Origin of the sequence: Rhizobium sp. N731 (genome assembly GCF_001664145.1) — a bacterium.
GTDB lineage: Bacteria > Pseudomonadota > Alphaproteobacteria > Rhizobiales > Rhizobiaceae > Rhizobium > Rhizobium esperanzae.
The window spans coordinates 999,540-1,016,397 of the sequence record NZ_CP013601.1 but is presented as its reverse complement, the minus strand read 5'-3'; the positions used below and the strand labels follow the sequence as shown (position 1 = coordinate 1,016,397).

Below are 16,858 nucleotides of genomic sequence, written 5' to 3'. Positions count from 1 at the left end.
TCATTTTCAGTTGATTGATTGGTGACATTGGCCCATCTTTCTCTTGTCGGGGCCTTGATGCGGTCTGGCAGCAGGAGGAACGATGTCCTTATCTACGCTGAAGAACAGACGGGAACGTGGCTTCTTCGATGGCCAGTTCCTCATCGCCATGCCGGGCATGGAAGACCGCAATTTTGCGCGCACGGTGATTTACATCTGCGCGCATTCGGATGCCGGTGCCATGGGCTTCGTCATCAACCGGCCGCAGAGCCTGACCTTCACCGACGTGCTCCTGCATCTCGACATGATCAAGCAGGAGGAACCGATCGTGCTGCCGCAGCGGGCGCGTGACTTCCCGATCCAGACCGGCGGCCCGGTGGAAAGCGGCCGCGGCTTCGTGCTGCATTCGGACGATTATGCCAGCGACTCCTCGATCCCGGTCAGCGACGACATCTGCCTGACGGCGACGCTCGACATCGTGCGCGCCATCTCCAAAGGCGCCGGGCCGAAGCGTGCGACCATGCTGCTCGGCTACTCCTCCTGGGCGGCCGGCCAGCTCGAAAACGAGGTCGCCAACAATGGCTGGCTCACCTGCCCGGCCAATGAGGAACTGATCTTCGATCGCAGCCTCGACGACAAATACGAGCGGGCGCTCGCCGGCATGGGCATCAACGCCGCCATGCTCTCGGCCGAAGCCGGCCACGCCTGACGGTCGCGGCTCGCCTGACGGTCGCGGCTCGCCTGGCGGTCGCGGGAACGAATAGGCGCGAGTGACGTTCCCTTCCCGCGCGGACGAGAGGTCCGACGCCGAGCATGGAGACATCACAGATGGGTAGCACCAGCGACAAGATTTCAGGCAAGGCAAACGAAATTGCCGGCAAGACCAAGCAGGCCGCCGGCAAGGCCACGGGCAATCGCGACATGCAGGCCGAGGGCGACGTCCAGGAAGCCAAGGGCAAGGGACAGGTCGCAACAGGCAAGGTCAAGGACAAGCTCAAAGGCGCCGTCGACCGGCTCTGAACCACCAGCTCAGCCCTCCCGAACCACGCCTGCTGCGCACGCGCGCAGCGGGCATTTTTAATCCGCCCCTGCCTTGCAGAGATCAGTACGATGAAACTCTTTGCCTGCGACAATTGCGACCAGGTCGTCCACTTCGACAATCGTCACTGCGTGCGTTGCAATCACCGGCTCGGTTTCCTCCCGGGCGACCTCGCCATGCACGCACTGGAGCCGCGCGACGAGATGGTCTGGCAGCTCGTTTCCGATCCCGACCGGCACGTGCGCTTCTGCGCCAATTCAGGCCTCGACATCTGCAATTGGCTGGTGGAGGGCGAGAGCGACAGTGAATTCTGCACCGCCTGCCGCCACAACCGGCTGGTTCCGAATACCGACACGCAGGACGGCATCGACCGCTGGCGGCGCATCGGCCAGGCGCAGCGTCATCTGTTCTATTCGCTCTTGCGCTGGAAGCTGCCGCATCCCGATCGCGGCCAAGATCCGCAAGGCGGCCTGGTCTTCGATTTCCTCGAAGATTCCCTGCAGGGCAACGGCAATGTCGTGCCTGCTATGACCGGCCACGAGGAAGGCCTGATCACCATCCGCGCCGCCGAAGCCGACGACGCTACGCGCGAACAGGCGCGCAGCTCGATGAACGAGCCCTATCGCACGCTGCTCGGCCATTTCCGCCACGAGACCGGCCATTTCATCTGGAACAAGCTGGTGCGCGACCGCGACGGCCTTGCTGAATTCCGCGCCGTCTTCGGCGACGAACGGCAGGATTATGCGGCCGCCCTGCAAAGACACTATGCCGACGGCCCGCCTTTGGGATGGCAGGATCATTTCATCAGCGCCTATGCCGCATCGCACCCCTGGGAGGATTTCGCCGAATGCTTTGCGCATTACCTCCATATCGTCGACACACTGGAGACGGCCCGCGCCTTCGGCATCGCCATCGATCCGCGCGGCCATGAGGAAATAGCAGGCGAGGTCGATTTCCTTCCCTACAGGGCGAAGAGCGCCGAGCAGCTCGTCAGCGCCTGGGTGCCGCTCAGCATCGCGATCAACGCCATCCAGCGCAGCATGGGCCAGCCGGATTCCTACCCCTTCGTGCTCTCCTCGCCTGTCGTGGCCAAGCTCGAATATCTGCATCGGCTGATCCAGGGGGCGGCGGTGCGGCAATAGGTGGGTGAGAATACCGAACGTCGCTGCTTGCTCCCTCTTCTCCCCAGCGGGGGCCCGAAGGACGGGGCGAGACCCGCGGCTCGACCCCGGTTGGTGGCCCGAAGGGTCGGATGAGGGGGCCGTACGGCACACCATTCATTGCCCTTCGCTTGCGCTCAGCGCATTCGCGGCTCAGCCGCTCCCCCCCCCCTCATCTGCCTGCCGGCATCTTTCCCCGCTGGGGAGAAGGGGCTCGTGCAACGCCGCATCATCTTTCACCCGTGCAAGTTCGAGGGAGCACAAGGAGACGCAATCCGCCTATTATCGGCCTTCCGCATCGCGGGCCGCAGGATGAACGCGTAAACCGTCCCTCCTTCAACCGCGCACAGAATCTGACCCTGTCTCTTCGAGCCAATATTTGATCATCATCAGCGCTGCCCCTTTGCTGAGCAACACATCGCGCTCGTCCGCCAAATCCCGTTCGAAACGCTGACACAGCTTCTCATAGGCATCGAAAAGAGCGCCGGCTTCTCCGTGACGACGATAGACGTCCTCCATATGATCGATCGTTGAGCTCAATTCGACTGTCGTTGGAATAGATGATGACACTCTTGCCTCCCGAACGAAAACGGTCTCGGCCTGCAATATGCGGTAGTTGGTGAGGGGCAGCCGTCATACACCTAAAACGAAACCGCCTTGCCCTTCTTGAACGGCTCCATGCCCCGGCGCGCAAGTTCATCGGCGCGTTCGTTTTCCGGGTGGCCGGCGTGGCCCTTGACCCAGTGCAGCGTCACCTTGTGGCGGTTGCGGGCTTCTTCCAGCGCCTGCCAGAGCTCGGCGTTCTTCACCGGCTTCTTGTCCGATGTCTTCCAGCCGTTCTTTTTCCAGCCGAAGATCCACTTGGATATACCGTCCTTGACGTAGGCGCTGTCGGTATAGAGATCGACCTCGCAAGGGCTCTTCAGCGCCTGCAGCGCCGAGATCGCGGCCATCAACTCCATGCGGTTGTTGGTCGTCTCCGCCTCGCCGCCGAAAAGCTCTTTTTCGACCTCACCATACCGCAACACCGCGCCCCAGCCGCCCGGACCGGGATTGCCGGAGCATGCGCCGTCGGTGAAGATATCGACGTGTTTCATCGGCTCAATCCGTATTCGGCGGCCGAGCCGATCTGGCGGTGGAAGCGCAGCTTGCGCAGATATTCGAGCGGGTCCTTCTTGGTGACCATCGCGCCTTCCGGCGTCGTCAGCCAGTCATAGAGCCGGGTCAGGAAGAAGCGCAGCGCCGAGCCGCGCGCGAGCAACGGCAGGGCGGCGATCTCCGTCTCGCTCAACGGCCTGACGCTCTGATAACCCTCGAGCATCGCCATGCCCTTGGTGATGTTATAGGCGCCATCCTTCTCGAAGCACCAGGCGTTCAGGCAGATCGAGACGTCATAGGCAAGCAGGTCGTTGCAGGCGAAATAGAAATCGATCAGGCCGGAGAGCTGATCGCCCAGGAAGAAGACGTTGTCGGGGAAAAGGTCGGCATGGATGACGCCGGACGGCAGGCTCTTCGGCCAGGCGGCGGCGAGAAAATCGAGTTCGTTGCGGATCTCGCCCTGCAGGCCGGGTTCGACCTCATCGGCACGCGCCTCGGATTTCTCCCAGAGCCCCCGCCAGCCGTCGAGCGACAGCGCGTTCGGACGTTTCAGCTCGAAATCTTCGCCAGCCACATGCATTTCGGCGAGCGCCTTGCCGACCTCACGGCAATGCTTCGCCTCCGGCTTTCTCAGCCACATGCCTTCGAGGAAGGAAATCAGCGCCGCCGGCCGGCCGGAGAGCGAGCCGAGCAAGGCGCCGTCGCGGCGCGGCAGCGGCAGCGGGCAGGAAAGGCCGCGGGCCGAGAGATGCTGCATGAGGCCGAGGAAGAAAGGCAGGTCGCTCTTTTCCACACGCTTCTCATAAAGCGTCAGGATCAGCGGCGCCTTGGAGGTATGCAGCAGGAAATTCGAATTTTCGACGCCTTCGGCGATACCCTTATAGGAGAGCAGCGTGCCTGCATCATATTCCGTCAGGAACCATTTCAGATCGTCTTCGGCGATATCGGTGTAGACTGCCAAGGGAGGTCTCGTCTCTGGATGATGGATGGTGGATGGTGGATGACCCGGGCGCGATGGCGGTCTAGCCGTTGACGAAGGCCATGTCGGCCGCCGTCAGCTCGATGCTGCGCAATTCGCGATTGACCAGGAAGTTTTCGGTTTCCTGCACCGTCTCGGCCAGCTCGACGCGGGCATCGAAGCGGGCGCGGAAAGCCTCGATGATCTCGTTGACGATCACCTCCGGCGCCGAGGCGCCAGCGGAAAGGCCGAGCGTCGAAATCGCGCCGATCTCCTCCCAGTCGAGCTCGGCGGCGCGCTGCACCAGGATCGATTTCTTCGCCCCTGCCCTCAGCGCCACTTCGACGAGACGCTTGGAATTGGACGAATTCGGCGCACCGACGATGATGAAGAGATCGCAGCCCGGGGCCGCCTGCTTCACCACTTCCTGGCGGTTGGTCGTCGCATAACAGATCGAATCCGCCGCCGGCGCGGTCAGGTTCGGAAATCGCTCCTGCAGGCGGGCGATGACGCCGGCTGTATCATCGACCGACAGCGTCGTCTGAGTGACATAACCGAGATTGTCGGGATCGGCGGGGGCGTAGGCATCGGCATCCTCGATCGTCTCGATCAGCGAAACCGAACCTTCCGGCAATTGCCCCATCGTGCCGATCACTTCCGGGTGGCCGGCATGGCCGATGAGGACGACATGGCGGCCGAGGCGATTGTGGCGCATCGCCTGCTTGTGGACCTTGGACACGAGCGGACAGGTGGCGTCGAGATAGAAGAGGTTGCGGCTTGCCGCATCCTCCGGCACCGATTTCGGCACGCCGTGAGCGGAGAAGACCACCGGCTGGGCGCGATGCTCGGCGGGGATCTCGTCCAGCTCCTCGACGAAGACCGCGCCCTTGGCCTCCAGCCCTTCGACGACATAACGATTGTGGACGATCTCGTGGCGCACATAGACCGGCGCGCCATAGGATTTGAGCGCCAGCACGACGATCTGGATGGCGCGGTCGACGCCGGCGCAGAAACCGCGCGGACCGCAGAGCCTGATCGTCAAGGGAGGTTTCGCCGCAATAGTCATGTCCGTTCCGTCAAAATTCCGTCCAGCGTGGGAGTAAGGGACCTCTAGCCCAATATGGCCGGGAATTGAAGCGATACTATTGCCGAGGCGCCTTGCCGGATTTTCGGAACCAGGAGATCGCCACCACAACGACGAGGACGGCGGCAAGCCCGTACCAGGTCAGGGCATATTGCAGATGATCGTTCGGCAGATCCACCTGGGTGACGCCGCCGATCGGCAGGCCGGCCGGGTTGGGGGTGGAATCGGCATCGACGAAGAACGGGATGACGCGCGCCTTCTCCAAGCCGACGCTCTCGGCCATGACGTCGAGGTCTTTCCAGTAGAAGATGTTCTTGGCGACGTCATTGTCGGGCACCAGCCAGGACGGCTTGCCGGCAAGTTTGGCGCGCGCGAGCCCGGTGACCGTCTGCTGATCGGTCAGCTGGCCCTGCATGCGCATTTCCGGCTCCTTGTTCTCATAGGGAACGAAGCCGCGATTGACGAAGAGGATGCGCCCGTCGGCAAGCTCGAGGGGGGTGTAAATATAAAAGCCGGTCTGGCCGTGCCAGGTGGCGAAGAAATGCCGCTCCTTATTGTTGATATAGCGGCCGGTGGCGGTGACCTTGCGGTATTCGATGTCGCCGCCGGACGCGGCCATTACCTCGATATCGGCGAGCGGCACTGGCGCGGCAGCCTGGCGCGCGGCTATATCGGCGAGCAGGCCTTGCTTCCAGTGGAGGCGCTGCAGTTGCCAGGTGCCGAGCGAAACCAGGATGGCAAGGGCGATCAGCACCAGAATGCCGGTTATAACAGGCAGCCGGCGGCGCGCCACGGCATGATCGACGTCAGTCACTCAGACGTCCTTCGCGGGCATTATGGCGGTACTGCATGGCGATCAGGATGCCCTTGAACCAGCGCAGTGTCAGAAGCGACAGGATGATCGTCAGCGGCCCGAAAATGAGGATATGCACCCAGATCGGCGGCCCGTAATTGACCTGCAGCCACAGCACCATGCCGATGACGATGAAGCCGACGATGAGGATGACGAAGACGGCCGGGCCATCACCGGAATCGGCAAAGGAATAATCCAGGCCGCAGGAGGCGCAGCGCGGCTTCAGGCCGAGCAGACCATCGAACAGTTTGCCCTGGCCGCAGCGCGGGCAGCAGCCTTTGAAACCGGTTTTCACCGGATCGAGGGGTGGAAATTGCGCGCTGTCCTCGCTCATGATGTTCCTTTACGCGGCCACTTGCGGCCGCGGCCTTTTCGATGCTGCCTTAACTCTCCCATAAAGTATTCGCATCCCGAATGGAAATGCCTGCGCGGTTCTGATGAGCGATTCGCGCCAAACAGAAGAAGAAGACTGATGACCAATGACAGCCATGCCGGACAGATCATCATCCTGAACGGCGCGCCGAGAAGCGGCAAATCCAGCATTGCGCGTGCAATCCAGGACGAATTCGAGGGGCCGTGGATCAACCTCGGCGTCGACGGCTATAACGATATGACACCAAAACGCTACCTGCCCGGCATCGGCCTGAGGCCGGGCGGCGAGCGCCCGGATCTCGAGGAACTCGTGCCGTTCCTCTACGCAGCCCTTTACGAATCGATCGCCATCCATGCCGGATTGGGGCTCAATGTGGTGGCAGATCTCGGCCATCACGACAGCTACTCGCAGCCGCTCGGCATTCTTCCCGATTGCGCCCGGCGCCTGCAGGGTTTCTCCGTGCTGTTCGTCGGCGTGCGCTGTCCGATCGAGACGATCATGCAGCGGCGCGAGATCAAGCAAGAAGGGCGCGAGACACTCTATGCAAGAGCCTCCGAAGAGATGCCGGTCCCCGAACCGGTGCAGCGCTGGCAGGACGAGGTTCATCGCCCCGGCATCTACGACATGGAGGTCGATACCTCGGTGCTGACTGCACTCGAATGCGCCGAAGCGATCCGCCACCAATTGGATCTCGGCATTCCCACACCCTCTGCCTTCGAACGGATCGCCGGCGGGCGGTGAGAAAAGCGGCGCGGCCCAAATGGGCAAAGGCATGCCGCGGCTTGACGACTCCCCTTCTCCCCAGCGGGGAGAAGGTACCGTAGGGCGGATGAGGGGGCCGCAGAAACAGGTCTTTCCAAATGTTTCGGAAGTTCGACCGCGCCAGCATTGTCTCGCCCATGTCGCTTTAGTGGGATAGGCGGTTGCGGGCGCGGTGCCGTGTAGCCCCCTCATCCGCCTGCCGGCACCTTCTCCCCGCTGGGGAGAAGAGATTTGCCGCGACCTTTCCGTTCCGTCCCTCCACTCAGTCGGTTGTGGCCGCGCAACGGACACAGCAGACGGCCCACGCCGCCGCTCTAACTTTGGGACGCCGTTTTCGATTCAGCGCTGTTTTGCCCCAGGCGCGGCTCCATCCCTGACAGCAGCCGCTGAATGTTGGCGCGATGACGTATGATCACATAAGCACCGCCTGAAATCACCAGCAACCGATAGGGCAAGGGCTGCTCGAGGCTGCAGATGAGAGCGATTGCAGTCAAAGCCGCCAGGATCGACCCGAGGGAAACAATCCTGAAGATGGCGAGCACGACGCCAAAAACCGCAAGGGCGCCAAGACCGACCGGCCAGGATATTGCGAGCAACAGGCCGAGCCCCGTAGCGACGGATTTGCCGCCTTTAAAATTCAGCCAGATCGAACGGCTATGACCGAGCAATGCGGCAAGTCCGGCCAGGCAAACGGCCCAGTGCAGCCAGGCGTGCAGATCAAGTGCTGCCGGCGGCATGTCGTACAACGATCTATGGATCCACGGATAGAACCAGCGGGCAAACAGGATCGCTCCGGCGCCTTTCAGCACATCCACCAGAAGCACCGCCGACGCAGGCCATTTCCCCAGGGTTCGCAAGACGTTCGTTGCGCCGGTGGATCCGGAGCCATGGTCGCGAATATCGATGCCTACAAGCAGTTTCCCGGCAAGATAGCCCGTGGGCGTGGAACCGATGAGGTAGCCGATCGCCAATCCAAACAAGCTCGCTGCCCAAAAAACCATGGAGCCTCCTCGATGCTCGACCTGTCAGTGTATCATCGCATCGCCCTTCGCAATAATTCAATGGTCTCCGAGACGGACCGGCCTTGAACCGGCGGCGGCTCCGCGCGCTCGCAGAATTCGCGCCAGACGAACAGGGTCAGTTCGGCGCCATCCGTCGGGGTCTCTCCCGGTCCGTCGGCAAAACTCTGGAGGATGCGATATCGGCTGTCTTTCCAGAACAACTCCTCCACCCACTCATAGATCGGGATCACGTGGAAATGGATCGGATAACCGGGGGAATGGCCATACCGGCCGATGTAGACGCGCCCCGCGTTCAGTTTCCGCGTGGATGCTCGGGTCAATGACGGAGTATGAGGAAGCTGGCGAGGCAAAGCGCGAAATCGTCAACAAAAAAGGCGGGCACCGAGCCCGCCTTTTGCATTTATTCCGTCCCGATCAGCCTGCGGCGACCGGAGCGCCCCAGCCGCCCCAGACGTAGATGCAGAAGAACAGGAACAGCCAGACGACGTCGACGAAGTGCCAGTACCAGGCGGCTGCCTCGAAGCCGAAATGCTGCTTCGGGGTGAAATCGCCGCGCAGCGCGCGCAGCAGGCAGACGAGCAGGAAGATCGTGCCGACGAGGACGTGGAAACCGTGGAAGCCGGTCGCCATGAAGAAGGTCGCGCCGTAGATCGAATTCTTGAAGTCGAACGGAGCGTGGGCATATTCGTAGGCCTGCACGCTGGAGAACAGGATGCCGAGCAGCACGGTCAGCGTCAGGCCCTGAACGAGGCCCTTGCGGTCATTGTGCAGCAGCGCATGGTGCGCCCAGGTCACCGTCGTGCCGGACAGCAGCAGGATGACGGTGTTGTAGATCGGCAGGTGCCAGGGATCGAGGACTTCGATGCCCTTCGGCGGCCAGACGCCGCCGGTATAGGCCATGCGCGAGGCCTGGATCGCCTCGTTCGGAAACAGGCTGGCGTCGAAATAGGCCCAGAACCAGGCGACGAAGAACATCACTTCCGAAGCGATGAACATGATCATGCCGTAACGCAGGTGCAGCGAAACGACGCGGGTGTGAGAGCCCTCATGGGCTTCCTTCACCGTATCGGCCCACCATCCGTACATCACATAGAGAACCAGCACGAGGCCGATAAAGAAGAGCCAGGGATTGGCGAGTTCGGCGCCGGCGAGCTTGAAGGAGCCGCCGTTCAGATAACGCATATAGCAGACGCCGCCGATCGCCATGATGAAGGCGCCGAGCGAGGCGAGAATCGGCCACGGGCTCGGATCGATGATGTGGTAGTCGTGGTTCTTCTGATGCGCATCGGCCATGTGGCTATCCCCGGATGTCTTCCTCACTTCGCTCCCGGCATAGCCGGAAACGAGCCTTGATCAAAGTTTCTTTTCAATCTTCACCGCTCCACCCTCATTCGAAGCGAGAGGCTTCGGACCCTCTTTCGGGTAGAACGTATATGACAGCGTCACCGTGTGGATATCCTTCGATTCCACCGCCTTGACGATTTCAGGGTCGATATAGAATACGACCGGCATTTCCAGCTTCTCGCCCGGCTTCAGGTCCGTTTCCGTAAAGCAAAAGCACTGAACCTTGTTGAAATAGGCGCCCGCTTCGCCCGGCGTGACGTTGAACACCGCCTGGCCGCGCTGGGTCTCGTTCGACCGGTTCTCAGCGACGAAATTGACCTGGATGGTTTCGCCGATCTTCGGATTGACCTCGCGCTCGACCGGTTTGAAATTCCACTGCAGGCCAGGGGCGACGTTGGCGTCGAAGGTGACGCGCATCTTGCGGTCGAGGACGACGCTCGACATCTGCTCGACGCGCTGTGTCGTGCCGTTATAGCCGGTCACCTGGCAGAAGATGCGGTAGAGCGGCACGGCGGCATAGCTCATCGCGCCCATGCCGAAGACGAAGCTCAGGCACATCAACACGACGGCGCCGTTGTTGCGGCCTTGCTTCCTGGGTGCGGCAGCTTTCTCGCTCATCCGGCCATTCCCCCGCCGATCTTGACGATCGTGATCGCGTAGAAGAGGACGACCAGGCCGGCCAGCACCAGCCCGAGGGCGATATTGCGATTGCGGCGCGACTTCATCTGCTTTTCGGTGAGCTTGACCAGATCCATCAGAACCAACCTCCAGCGTGCGAAACCAAGACCGAAGCCAGCCGGTCGATCATCAGGGCTGAAAATACGGCGAAGAGATAGAAGATCGAGAAGGCAAAGAGCTTCTTTGCGGGGATCATTTTCAGATCGCCGTCGGGCATGCGCCAGACGGCGATGGAACAGTAGATGAAGATCGCACCGAGGGCGGCGGCGATGAGGCCGTAGCCGAAGCTCGCAAAACCGAGGAAAGACGGCAGCACCGCGCAGACGGCGGTCAGCACCGCATAGGCGACGATCTGATGCTTGGTCACCCGCTCGCCGGCGACGTTCGGCAGCATCGGCACGCCGACGGCCTCGTAATCGCGCATCTTGAACAGGGCAAGCGCCCAGAAATGCGCCGGCGTCCACAGGAAGATGATCAGGAAGAGAACGGTGCTCTCGATCGTCACCGAATTCGTCACGCAAGCCCAGCCGATCATCGGCGGGAAGGCGCCGGCGGCACCGCCGATAACGATGTTCTGCGGCGTCGAGCGCTTCAGCCACATGGTGTAGATGACGGCGTAAAAGAAGATGGTGAAGGCAAGGATGCCGGCCGAGAGCCAGTTGACGGCAAGGCCGAGAATGACAACCGAAAAGCCCGACAGCACCAGGCCGAAGGCGAGCGCCTCCGATGGGGCGACGCGGCCGGCCGGGATCGGGCGCTTGGCCGTGCGGCTCATGACGGCGTCGATATCCGCGTCGTACCACATGTTCAGCGCGCCCGAGGCGCCGGCGCCGACGGCAATGCAAAGGATGGCGATCAGGCCGAGGACGGGATTGATGTGGCCCGGGGCCAGCACGAGACCGGCAAAGGCGGTGAAGACCACGAGCGACATGACCCGTGGCTTCAAGAGCTCGAAATAATCGCGCGCGCTCGCTTCCGACATTTCGCCGTCCTCTGCAAGCGCCTCGTGATTGTCGATAACCGTCATCATTCCGTCCTGAATTTCCTTACGCCGGACGCCGTATCGAATGCGGCGTCCGGTTTTCCGCGCGCTTTACTTGATGCGCGGCAGCTGTTCCCACTGGTGATAAGGCGGCGGCGAAGGCAGCTGCCATTCCAGCGTCGTCGCACCCTCGCCCCACGGATTCTCGCCGGCGATGCGCTTCCTGGCGAAGGCTTCGAAGACCGAGAAGAGGAAGATCAGCACGCCGAAGGCCGAGATGTAGGAGCCGATCGAGGACACATAGTTCCAGCCGGCAAAGGCATCCGGATAATCGATGTAGCGGCGCGGCATGCCGGCGAGACCAAGGAAGTGCTGCGGGAAGAACACCAGGTTGACGCCGATGAACATGACCCAGAAATGCAGCTTGCCGAGGAACTCGTTGTACATGTAGCCGGTCATCTTCGGGAACCAGTAATACCAGCCGGCAAAGATCGCGAAGACGGCGCCGAGCGACAGAACGTAGTGGAAGTGAGCCACGACGTAATAGGTGTCATGCAGCGAACGGTCGAGACCGGCATTGGCAAGCTGGACGCCGGTAACGCCGCCGACCGTGAACAGGAAGATGAAGCCGATCGCCCAGATCATCGGGGTGCGGAACGAGATCGAGCCGCCCCACATCGTCGCGATCCAGGAGAAGATCTTCACGCCGGTGGGAACAGCGATGACCATCGTGGCGAAGACGAAGTAGCGCTGCGCATCGAGCGACAGGCCGACCGTATACATATGGTGGGCCCAGACGACGAAGCCGACGGCGCCGATCGCGACCATGGCGTAGGCCATGCCGAGATAACCGAAGATCGGCTTCCTCGAGAAGGTCGAGATGATGTGGCTGATCATGCCGAAGCCCGGCAGGATGAGGATGTAGACCTCGGGGTGACCGAAGAACCAGAACAGGTGCTGGTAGAGGATCGGGTCGCCGCCGCCTTCCGGAGAGAAGAAGGAGGTGCCGAAGTTGCGGTCGGTCAGCAGCATGGTGATGCCGCCTGCCAGAACCGGCAACGACAGCAAGAGCAGGAAGGCGGTGATCAGCACCGACCAGGCAAACAGCGGCATCTTGTGCAGCGTCATGCCGGGGGCGCGCATGTTGAGGATCGTGGTGATGAAGTTGATCGCACCGAGGATCGACGAGGCGCCGGCGATATGCAGCGCGAAGATTGCCAGGTCCACCGCCGGTCCAGGCGTGCCGCTCGTTGCCAGCGGCGGATACATCGTCCAGCCGCCGCCGGTGCCGTAGGCGCCAGCCGGGCCTTCGACGAACATCGACAGCAGGAGCAGCGCAAAGGCCGGAACGATCAGCCAGAAGGAGATGTTGTTCAGGCGCGGGAAGGCCATGTCGGGGGCGCCGATCATGATCGGCACCATCCAGTTGGCAAATCCGCCGATCATCGCCGGCATGACCATGAAGAAGATCATGATCAGCGCGTGCGCCGTCGTGAACATGTTGAACATCTGCTTGGCGCCGTCGATGGCGGCATCGCCCTCATAGCCGTAGACCATCGAGGCCAGGCCGTGGAAGATCTGGATGCCCGGCTCCTGCAGCTCCATGCGCATGGCCACCGACAACGCGCCGCCGATGATGCCGGCGATGATCGCGAATATCAGGTAGAGCGTGCCGATGTCCTTGTGGTTGGTCGAGAACAGCCAGCGATTGACAAAGCTCGGCTTGTGCCCGTGATCATGGTGATCGTGATCATCATGCGCATGGTCGTGGTGGGCGTGAGAATGATCGTCGTGAGCGGAAGGTCCAGCCATTGTCCCGATCCCCTTTAATTACTGTGCTTCGGCAACGTCGACGGTCTTTGCGGGACCATCGGTTGCGGCCATGAGTGTCTTGTAGGCGCCGGGCAGGTCGCTGGCGGCCGTGGTCAGCCACTGCTTGTACTTGTCCTCGGAGACGACGCGGATGGCGATCGGCATGAACGCATGGTCCTTGCCGCAGAGCTCGGAACACTGGCCATAGAACAGGCCCTCGCGCTCGGCCCTGAACCAGGTCTCGTTCAGGCGGCCCGGCACGGCGTCGATCTTGATGCCGAAGGACGGCATGGCGAAAGCATGGATGACGTCGGTCGGCGCAGACGTCACGAGAACGCGGACCGTCTTGTTGACCGGCAGCACCAATTCGTTGTCGACGGCGAGCAGTCTCGGATAGACCGACTTGTCTTCCTTGCCGGCGGCCGCACGATCCTGATCCTTCAAGAGGTAGGAATCGAAGGCGAGCGGGCTGTCGCCCGACCCTTCATATTCATAGTTCCACTGCCACTGGGTGGCGGTCGCCTTGATCGTCACGTCAGGATTTTCGGGCAGCGTCAGCTGCGCCGTCAGAAGGTTGAACGAGGGAATGGCGAGGAAGAGCAGCACCAGGACCGGCCCCACGGTCCAGATGACCTCGATCAGCGTATTATGGCTCGTGCGCGACGGAACCGGATTTGCGCCGGCGCGGAACTTGAAGCAAACGACGATGAGCAGGATCAGAACGAAGAGCGTGATCGGAACGATAAACCACAGGGTATATTGTTCGAACCAATGAATTTCCCGCATAATCGGCGTCGCTGCCGGCTGCAGCGTCGCCTGCCACGGCGTCGGCTGGTCGGCATATGTGCCGGAAGCAAAAAGCAGACAGACCAGTGCGGTCAGAGCTGCATAAGCCTTCTTCATCACCTTATTATCTCCCTCGAGCGCTTGACCTGCAAAATCGAACGCAGAATCCTTGCCATCTTCAGCGCTTCAAACCACAGTTTGGCATTTGCCGCAACAGGCAGGAGCAATTGTCTATGCGGCATTTTTGCTTAAAGCACAGGCAGGCCGAACGGCAAAACATCCCAAGTTTTTCATCGGCATATGAAAAATGCCCTTTCCGGCCGATCCGCCCCCCGTACATTATTTGACAAAGGTCCAATTTCTGCCGCAGTCCCCCGGTTTTCACGGGGTGGGGCTTTTCATTTCCGGTGGGCAGCTTCAACAATAGCCGCAATGATTCGATATCCAGAGGTTTCCATGGGTTTCCGTTCCCTCGCGCGGTCGCTTCTCGTGACTGCCAGCATCGCGGCCGCAGCGACGACGCCCGTCTTCGCACAGCAACCCGCCCCTTCCCCGGCCCAACCCACCACACCAGCACCGGCCGCCCCTGCCCCGGCGCAGCAGCCCCCGGCTGCCGCCCCGAATATCCAGGTGACGCCCGGCCAGACCCAGCCGCAGGCGCCGGGCACGGTGAAATCCAATCACGGCGCCTGGTCTGTCGTCTGCGACAAGCCGGCCGGCGCGGCGACGGAACAATGCGCGCTGATGCAGAACGTCATCGCCGAGGACCGGCCGGAGGTCGGGCTTTCCGTCGTGGTGCTGAAGACGGCCGACCGCAAATCGAAGATCCTGCGCGTGCTGGCGCCGCTCGGCGTGCTCCTGCCGAACGGCCTCGGCCTCAATGTCGACGGCAAGGATATCGGCCGCGCCTATTTCGTCCGCTGCTTCGCCGACGGCTGTTATGCCGAGGTCGTGCTCGAGGACGAACTGCTCAAGACCTTCCGCAGCGGCGCCCAGGCCACCTTCATCGTCTTCCAGACGCCTGAGGAAGGCATCGGCATTCCCGTCGATCTCAAGGGTTTTGCTGAGGGTTTTGACGCGCTGCCTTGAGATCAGGTGATGTGTGCCGCGGCCTTTCGGCTCCCTCTTCTCCCCTCGGGGAGAAGGTGCCCGGAGGGCGGATGAGGGGGCCGCAAGCCGGCCTTCCAATAAGAAGAACGTTCATCCGGACTTCGGCCGCACTGGCATGGTCTCGACTGTCTTGAAGTCGCTGCCATCGCGTGGTTGGACAGGAGTTGAGAGGGCGTGCCGTGTGGCCCCCTCATCCGCCTGCCGGCACCTTCTCCCCGAGGGGGGAAGAGATATGCCGCGCGCTTCTTCGTCCCACCCGTCGGGCACCTTCTCCTAGAAATCTTGCCCGACACAGAATATTCCGCGACAGGGGCTTCACTCTTTATCGGGTAGAGCCCTATCTAGGGACTGAGCGCATTCCCGACCGCATGCCCATTGGAGCCAGACCATGACCACCGATCTCCTGACGCTTTTCGATGCCGACGAAGCCACGATGCGTGGTCTCGTCGCCCAGGCGCTCGCCGGCGCCGATGACGGCGAGCTGTTTATCGAGCATGCCCAGGCCGAGGCGCTGACCTTCGACAATGGCCGGCTGAAGGGCGGCAGCTTCAATACGGAACAGGGTTTCGGGCTGCGCGCCGTTGCCGGCGAAGCCGTGGGTTATGCCCATGCCGGCGACCTCTCGGTGGCGGCGCTGAAGCGGGCGGCCGATGCGGTCGGCGCGGTGACGCGCGGCTATTCCGGCACCTATGCCGCCGCTCCCCAGGGCACCAACAAGAAATTCTACGGCGACCAGAATCCCATCGGCCAGCCGAGCTTCGAGGAGAAGGTCAAGGTCCTGCAGGACATCGACGCCTATCTCAGAGGCAAGGACGACAAGGTGCGGCAGGTAACCGCCTCGGTCGCGGCGAGCTGGCAGGTCGTCGACATCCTGCGTGCCGACGGCCATCGCGTGCGCGACATCCGGCCGATGACCCGCATCAATATTTCCGTCGTCGTCGGTGAAGGCGAGCGGCAGGAGAGCGGCTCCTACGGCAGCGGCGGGCGCATCGGCTTCGGCGATTTCATTGCCGAGGGCAGCTGGCAATACGGCGCCGACGAGGCGCTGCGCCAGGCGCTCGTCAATCTGGAAGCCATCGATGCGCCGGCCGGCACCATGGATGTCGTTCTCGGTTCCGGCTGGCCGGGGGTTATGCTGCACGAGGCCGTCGGCCACGGGCTGGAAGGCGATTTCAACCGCAAGAAGACGTCGGCCTTTGCCGGGCTTCTCGGCCAGATCGTCGCCGCTCCCGGCGTTACCGTCGTCGACGATGGTACGATCGACAACCGCCGCGGCTCGATCACAATCGACGACGAGGGCACGCCGTCCGGCTACAATGTGCTGATCGAAAACGGCAAGCTCGTCGGCTACATGCAGGACCGGCAGAATGCCCGGTTGATGGGCATGGCGCCCACCGGCAACGGCCGCCGCCAGGGCTATGCCCATGTGCCGATGCCGCGCATGACCAATACCTATATGCTCGGCGGCGACAAGACGCCGGATGAAATCATCGCCTCGGTGAAGAAGGGCATCTATGCCGTCTCCTTCGGCGGTGGCCAGGTCGACATCACCTCGGGCAAATTCGTCTTCGGCTGCACCGAGGCCTATCTCATCGAGAACGGCAAAGTCGGCGCACCGATCAAGGGCGCCATGCTGATCGGCAACGGCCCGGATGCGATGAAGCGGGTGTCGATGATCGGCAACGACATGAAGCTCGATACCGGCATCGGCAATTGCGGCAAGGCCGGCCAATGGGTTCCGGTCGGCGTCGGCCAGCCGCATCTGCGCATGGATCAGATCACCGTCGGCGGCACGCAGACCTGAGGCTGAGGATTTCA

Annotated in this window: 19 protein-coding genes and 1 pseudogene; 6 read left to right on the top strand and 14 right to left on the bottom strand. The window is 62.0% G+C overall.

What is annotated here, in order from left to right; translation table 11 throughout:
• Positions 1–82: 82 nt before the first annotated feature.
• The 3 genes from AMK02_RS05000 (at position 83) to AMK02_RS04990 (ending at position 2,160) form a co-directional block, all read left to right on the top strand.
• Entirely contained in the window at positions 83–688 is a 606-nt protein-coding gene (locus AMK02_RS05000; RefSeq protein ID WP_064800934.1) for a YqgE/AlgH family protein, read from the top strand.
• A gap of 119 nt (positions 689–807) precedes the next feature.
• Positions 808–999 (top strand): CsbD family protein, encoded by a 192-nt coding sequence (locus tag AMK02_RS04995; protein WP_064800933.1) that lies wholly within the window; start codon positions 808–810, stop codon positions 997–999.
• Positions 1,000–1,089: 90 nt separating this feature from the next.
• Positions 1,090–2,160 (top strand): zinc-binding metallopeptidase family protein, encoded by a 1,071-nt coding sequence (locus tag AMK02_RS04990; protein ID WP_064800932.1) that lies wholly within the window; start codon positions 1,090–1,092, stop codon positions 2,158–2,160.
• Between the two features lie 354 nt (positions 2,161–2,514).
• Here the strand turns inward: AMK02_RS04990 and AMK02_RS04985 are convergent, their stop codons facing one another.
• From AMK02_RS04985 to AMK02_RS04960, 6 genes are all read right to left on the bottom strand, one after another.
• Complete coding sequence (locus AMK02_RS04985) at positions 2,515–2,748, bottom strand: hypothetical protein (RefSeq protein WP_145924214.1); 234 nt, start codon at positions 2,746–2,748, stop codon at positions 2,515–2,517.
• A gap of 71 nt (positions 2,749–2,819) precedes the next feature.
• Positions 2,820–3,275 (bottom strand): ribonuclease HI, encoded by a 456-nt coding sequence (rnhA, locus tag AMK02_RS04980; RefSeq protein WP_064800930.1) that lies wholly within the window; start codon positions 3,273–3,275, stop codon positions 2,820–2,822.
• Positions 3,272–4,237: a homoserine kinase gene (locus tag AMK02_RS04975; protein ID WP_064800929.1), complete on the bottom strand. Its 966-nt coding sequence runs from the start codon at positions 4,235–4,237 to the stop codon at positions 3,272–3,274. Before AMK02_RS04975 ends, rnhA begins: the two co-directional genes overlap by 4 nt.
• 61 nt (positions 4,238–4,298) lie before the next feature.
• Positions 4,299–5,300, bottom strand: coding sequence for a 4-hydroxy-3-methylbut-2-enyl diphosphate reductase (ispH, locus tag AMK02_RS04970; protein ID WP_064800928.1), 1,002 nt, complete (start codon positions 5,298–5,300; stop codon positions 4,299–4,301).
• A gap of 76 nt (positions 5,301–5,376) precedes the next feature.
• Positions 5,377–6,132, bottom strand: a complete 756-nt coding sequence (locus AMK02_RS04965) for an SURF1 family protein (protein WP_064800927.1) — start codon at positions 6,130–6,132, stop codon at positions 5,377–5,379.
• The gene (locus tag AMK02_RS04960) at positions 6,125–6,505 is read right to left on the bottom strand and encodes a DUF983 domain-containing protein (RefSeq protein WP_064800926.1); all 381 of its coding nucleotides are present in this window, start codon (positions 6,503–6,505) and stop codon (positions 6,125–6,127) included. Before AMK02_RS04960 ends, AMK02_RS04965 begins: the two co-directional genes overlap by 8 nt.
• 138 nt (positions 6,506–6,643) lie before the next feature.
• Between AMK02_RS04960 and AMK02_RS04955 the strand changes: the two genes are divergently transcribed.
• Positions 6,644–7,285 (top strand): chloramphenicol phosphotransferase CPT family protein, encoded by a 642-nt coding sequence (locus AMK02_RS04955; RefSeq protein WP_064800925.1) that lies wholly within the window; start codon positions 6,644–6,646, stop codon positions 7,283–7,285.
• Positions 7,286–7,620: 335 nt separating this feature from the next.
• Here AMK02_RS04955 and plsY read toward each other — a convergent pair whose 3' ends face one another.
• The 8 genes and pseudogenes from plsY to coxB form a co-directional block, all read right to left on the bottom strand.
• Positions 7,621–8,307, bottom strand: a complete 687-nt coding sequence (gene plsY, locus AMK02_RS04950) for a glycerol-3-phosphate 1-O-acyltransferase PlsY (protein WP_064800924.1) — start codon at positions 8,305–8,307, stop codon at positions 7,621–7,623.
• Between the two features lie 32 nt (positions 8,308–8,339).
• Positions 8,340–8,654 (bottom strand): annotated as a pseudogene (locus AMK02_RS04945) (HIT family protein); the annotation flags it as partial.
• Positions 8,655–8,742: 88 nt separating this feature from the next.
• Positions 8,743–9,621: a cytochrome c oxidase subunit 3 gene (locus AMK02_RS04940; RefSeq protein WP_064800923.1), complete on the bottom strand. Its 879-nt coding sequence runs from the start codon at positions 9,619–9,621 to the stop codon at positions 8,743–8,745.
• A gap of 60 nt (positions 9,622–9,681) precedes the next feature.
• Complete coding sequence (locus AMK02_RS04935) at positions 9,682–10,290, bottom strand: cytochrome c oxidase assembly protein (protein ID WP_064800922.1); 609 nt, start codon at positions 10,288–10,290, stop codon at positions 9,682–9,684.
• On the bottom strand, positions 10,287–10,427 hold the full coding sequence (locus tag AMK02_RS31620) for a hypothetical protein (RefSeq protein ID WP_004672998.1): 141 nt from the start codon (positions 10,425–10,427) through the stop codon (positions 10,287–10,289). The genes AMK02_RS04935 and AMK02_RS31620 overlap by 4 nt, the downstream gene beginning before the upstream one ends.
• A complete protein-coding gene (locus AMK02_RS04930; protein WP_064805937.1) occupies positions 10,427–11,377 on the bottom strand; it encodes a heme o synthase in 951 nt (316 codons plus the stop codon). Before AMK02_RS04930 ends, AMK02_RS31620 begins: the two co-directional genes overlap by 1 nt.
• A 66-nt stretch (positions 11,378–11,443) precedes the next feature.
• Complete coding sequence (ctaD, locus tag AMK02_RS04925) at positions 11,444–13,144, bottom strand: cytochrome c oxidase subunit I (protein WP_064800921.1); 1,701 nt, start codon at positions 13,142–13,144, stop codon at positions 11,444–11,446.
• Positions 13,145–13,162: 18 nt separating this feature from the next.
• The gene (gene coxB / locus AMK02_RS04920; protein WP_064800920.1) at positions 13,163–14,047 is read right to left on the bottom strand and encodes a cytochrome c oxidase subunit II; all 885 of its coding nucleotides are present in this window, start codon (positions 14,045–14,047) and stop codon (positions 13,163–13,165) included.
• A gap of 315 nt (positions 14,048–14,362) precedes the next feature.
• Between coxB and AMK02_RS04915 the strand changes: the two genes are divergently transcribed.
• On the top strand, positions 14,363–15,019 hold the full coding sequence (locus AMK02_RS04915) for an invasion associated locus B family protein (RefSeq protein ID WP_082929644.1): 657 nt from the start codon (positions 14,363–14,365) through the stop codon (positions 15,017–15,019).
• Positions 15,020–15,428: 409 nt separating this feature from the next.
• Positions 15,429–16,844 carry a metalloprotease TldD gene (tldD, locus tag AMK02_RS04910; protein ID WP_064800918.1) on the top strand — a complete coding sequence of 472 codons (1,416 nt, stop codon included), beginning with the start codon at positions 15,429–15,431 and terminating at the stop codon, positions 16,842–16,844.
• Positions 16,845–16,858 lie beyond the last annotated feature (14 nt).

Bases quoted from the DNA above. Each gene is read 5' to 3' on its own strand.
- AMK02_RS05000 (WP_064800934.1), top strand. From the start codon at position 83: ATGTCCTTATCTACGCTGAAGAACAGACGGGAACGTGGCTTCTTCGAT.
- AMK02_RS04995 (WP_064800933.1), top strand. From the start codon at position 808: ATGGGTAGCACCAGCGACAAGATTTCAGGCAAGGCAAACGAAATTGCC.
- AMK02_RS04990 (WP_064800932.1), top strand. From the start codon at position 1,090: ATGAAACTCTTTGCCTGCGACAATTGCGACCAGGTCGTCCACTTCGAC.
- rnhA (WP_064800930.1), bottom strand. From the start codon at position 3,275: ATGAAACACGTCGATATCTTCACCGACGGCGCATGCTCCGGCAATCCC.
- ispH (WP_064800928.1), bottom strand. From the start codon at position 5,300: ATGACTATTGCGGCGAAACCTCCCTTGACGATCAGGCTCTGCGGTCCG.
- AMK02_RS04960 (WP_064800926.1), bottom strand. From the start codon at position 6,505: ATGAGCGAGGACAGCGCGCAATTTCCACCCCTCGATCCGGTGAAAACC.
- AMK02_RS04955 (WP_064800925.1), top strand. From the start codon at position 6,644: ATGACCAATGACAGCCATGCCGGACAGATCATCATCCTGAACGGCGCG.
- plsY (WP_064800924.1), bottom strand. From the start codon at position 8,307: ATGGTTTTTTGGGCAGCGAGCTTGTTTGGATTGGCGATCGGCTACCTC.
- AMK02_RS04940 (WP_064800923.1), bottom strand. From the start codon at position 9,621: ATGGCCGATGCGCATCAGAAGAACCACGACTACCACATCATCGATCCG.
- AMK02_RS04935 (WP_064800922.1), bottom strand. From the start codon at position 10,290: ATGAGCGAGAAAGCTGCCGCACCCAGGAAGCAAGGCCGCAACAACGGC.
- AMK02_RS31620 (WP_004672998.1), bottom strand. From the start codon at position 10,427: ATGGATCTGGTCAAGCTCACCGAAAAGCAGATGAAGTCGCGCCGCAAT.
- AMK02_RS04930 (WP_064805937.1), bottom strand. From the start codon at position 11,377: ATGACGGTTATCGACAATCACGAGGCGCTTGCAGAGGACGGCGAAATG.
- ctaD (WP_064800921.1), bottom strand. From the start codon at position 13,144: ATGGCTGGACCTTCCGCTCACGACGATCATTCTCACGCCCACCACGAC.
- coxB (WP_064800920.1), bottom strand. From the start codon at position 14,047: ATGAAGAAGGCTTATGCAGCTCTGACCGCACTGGTCTGTCTGCTTTTT.
- AMK02_RS04915 (WP_082929644.1), top strand. From the start codon at position 14,363: ATGATTCGATATCCAGAGGTTTCCATGGGTTTCCGTTCCCTCGCGCGG.
- tldD (WP_064800918.1), top strand. From the start codon at position 15,429: ATGACCACCGATCTCCTGACGCTTTTCGATGCCGACGAAGCCACGATG.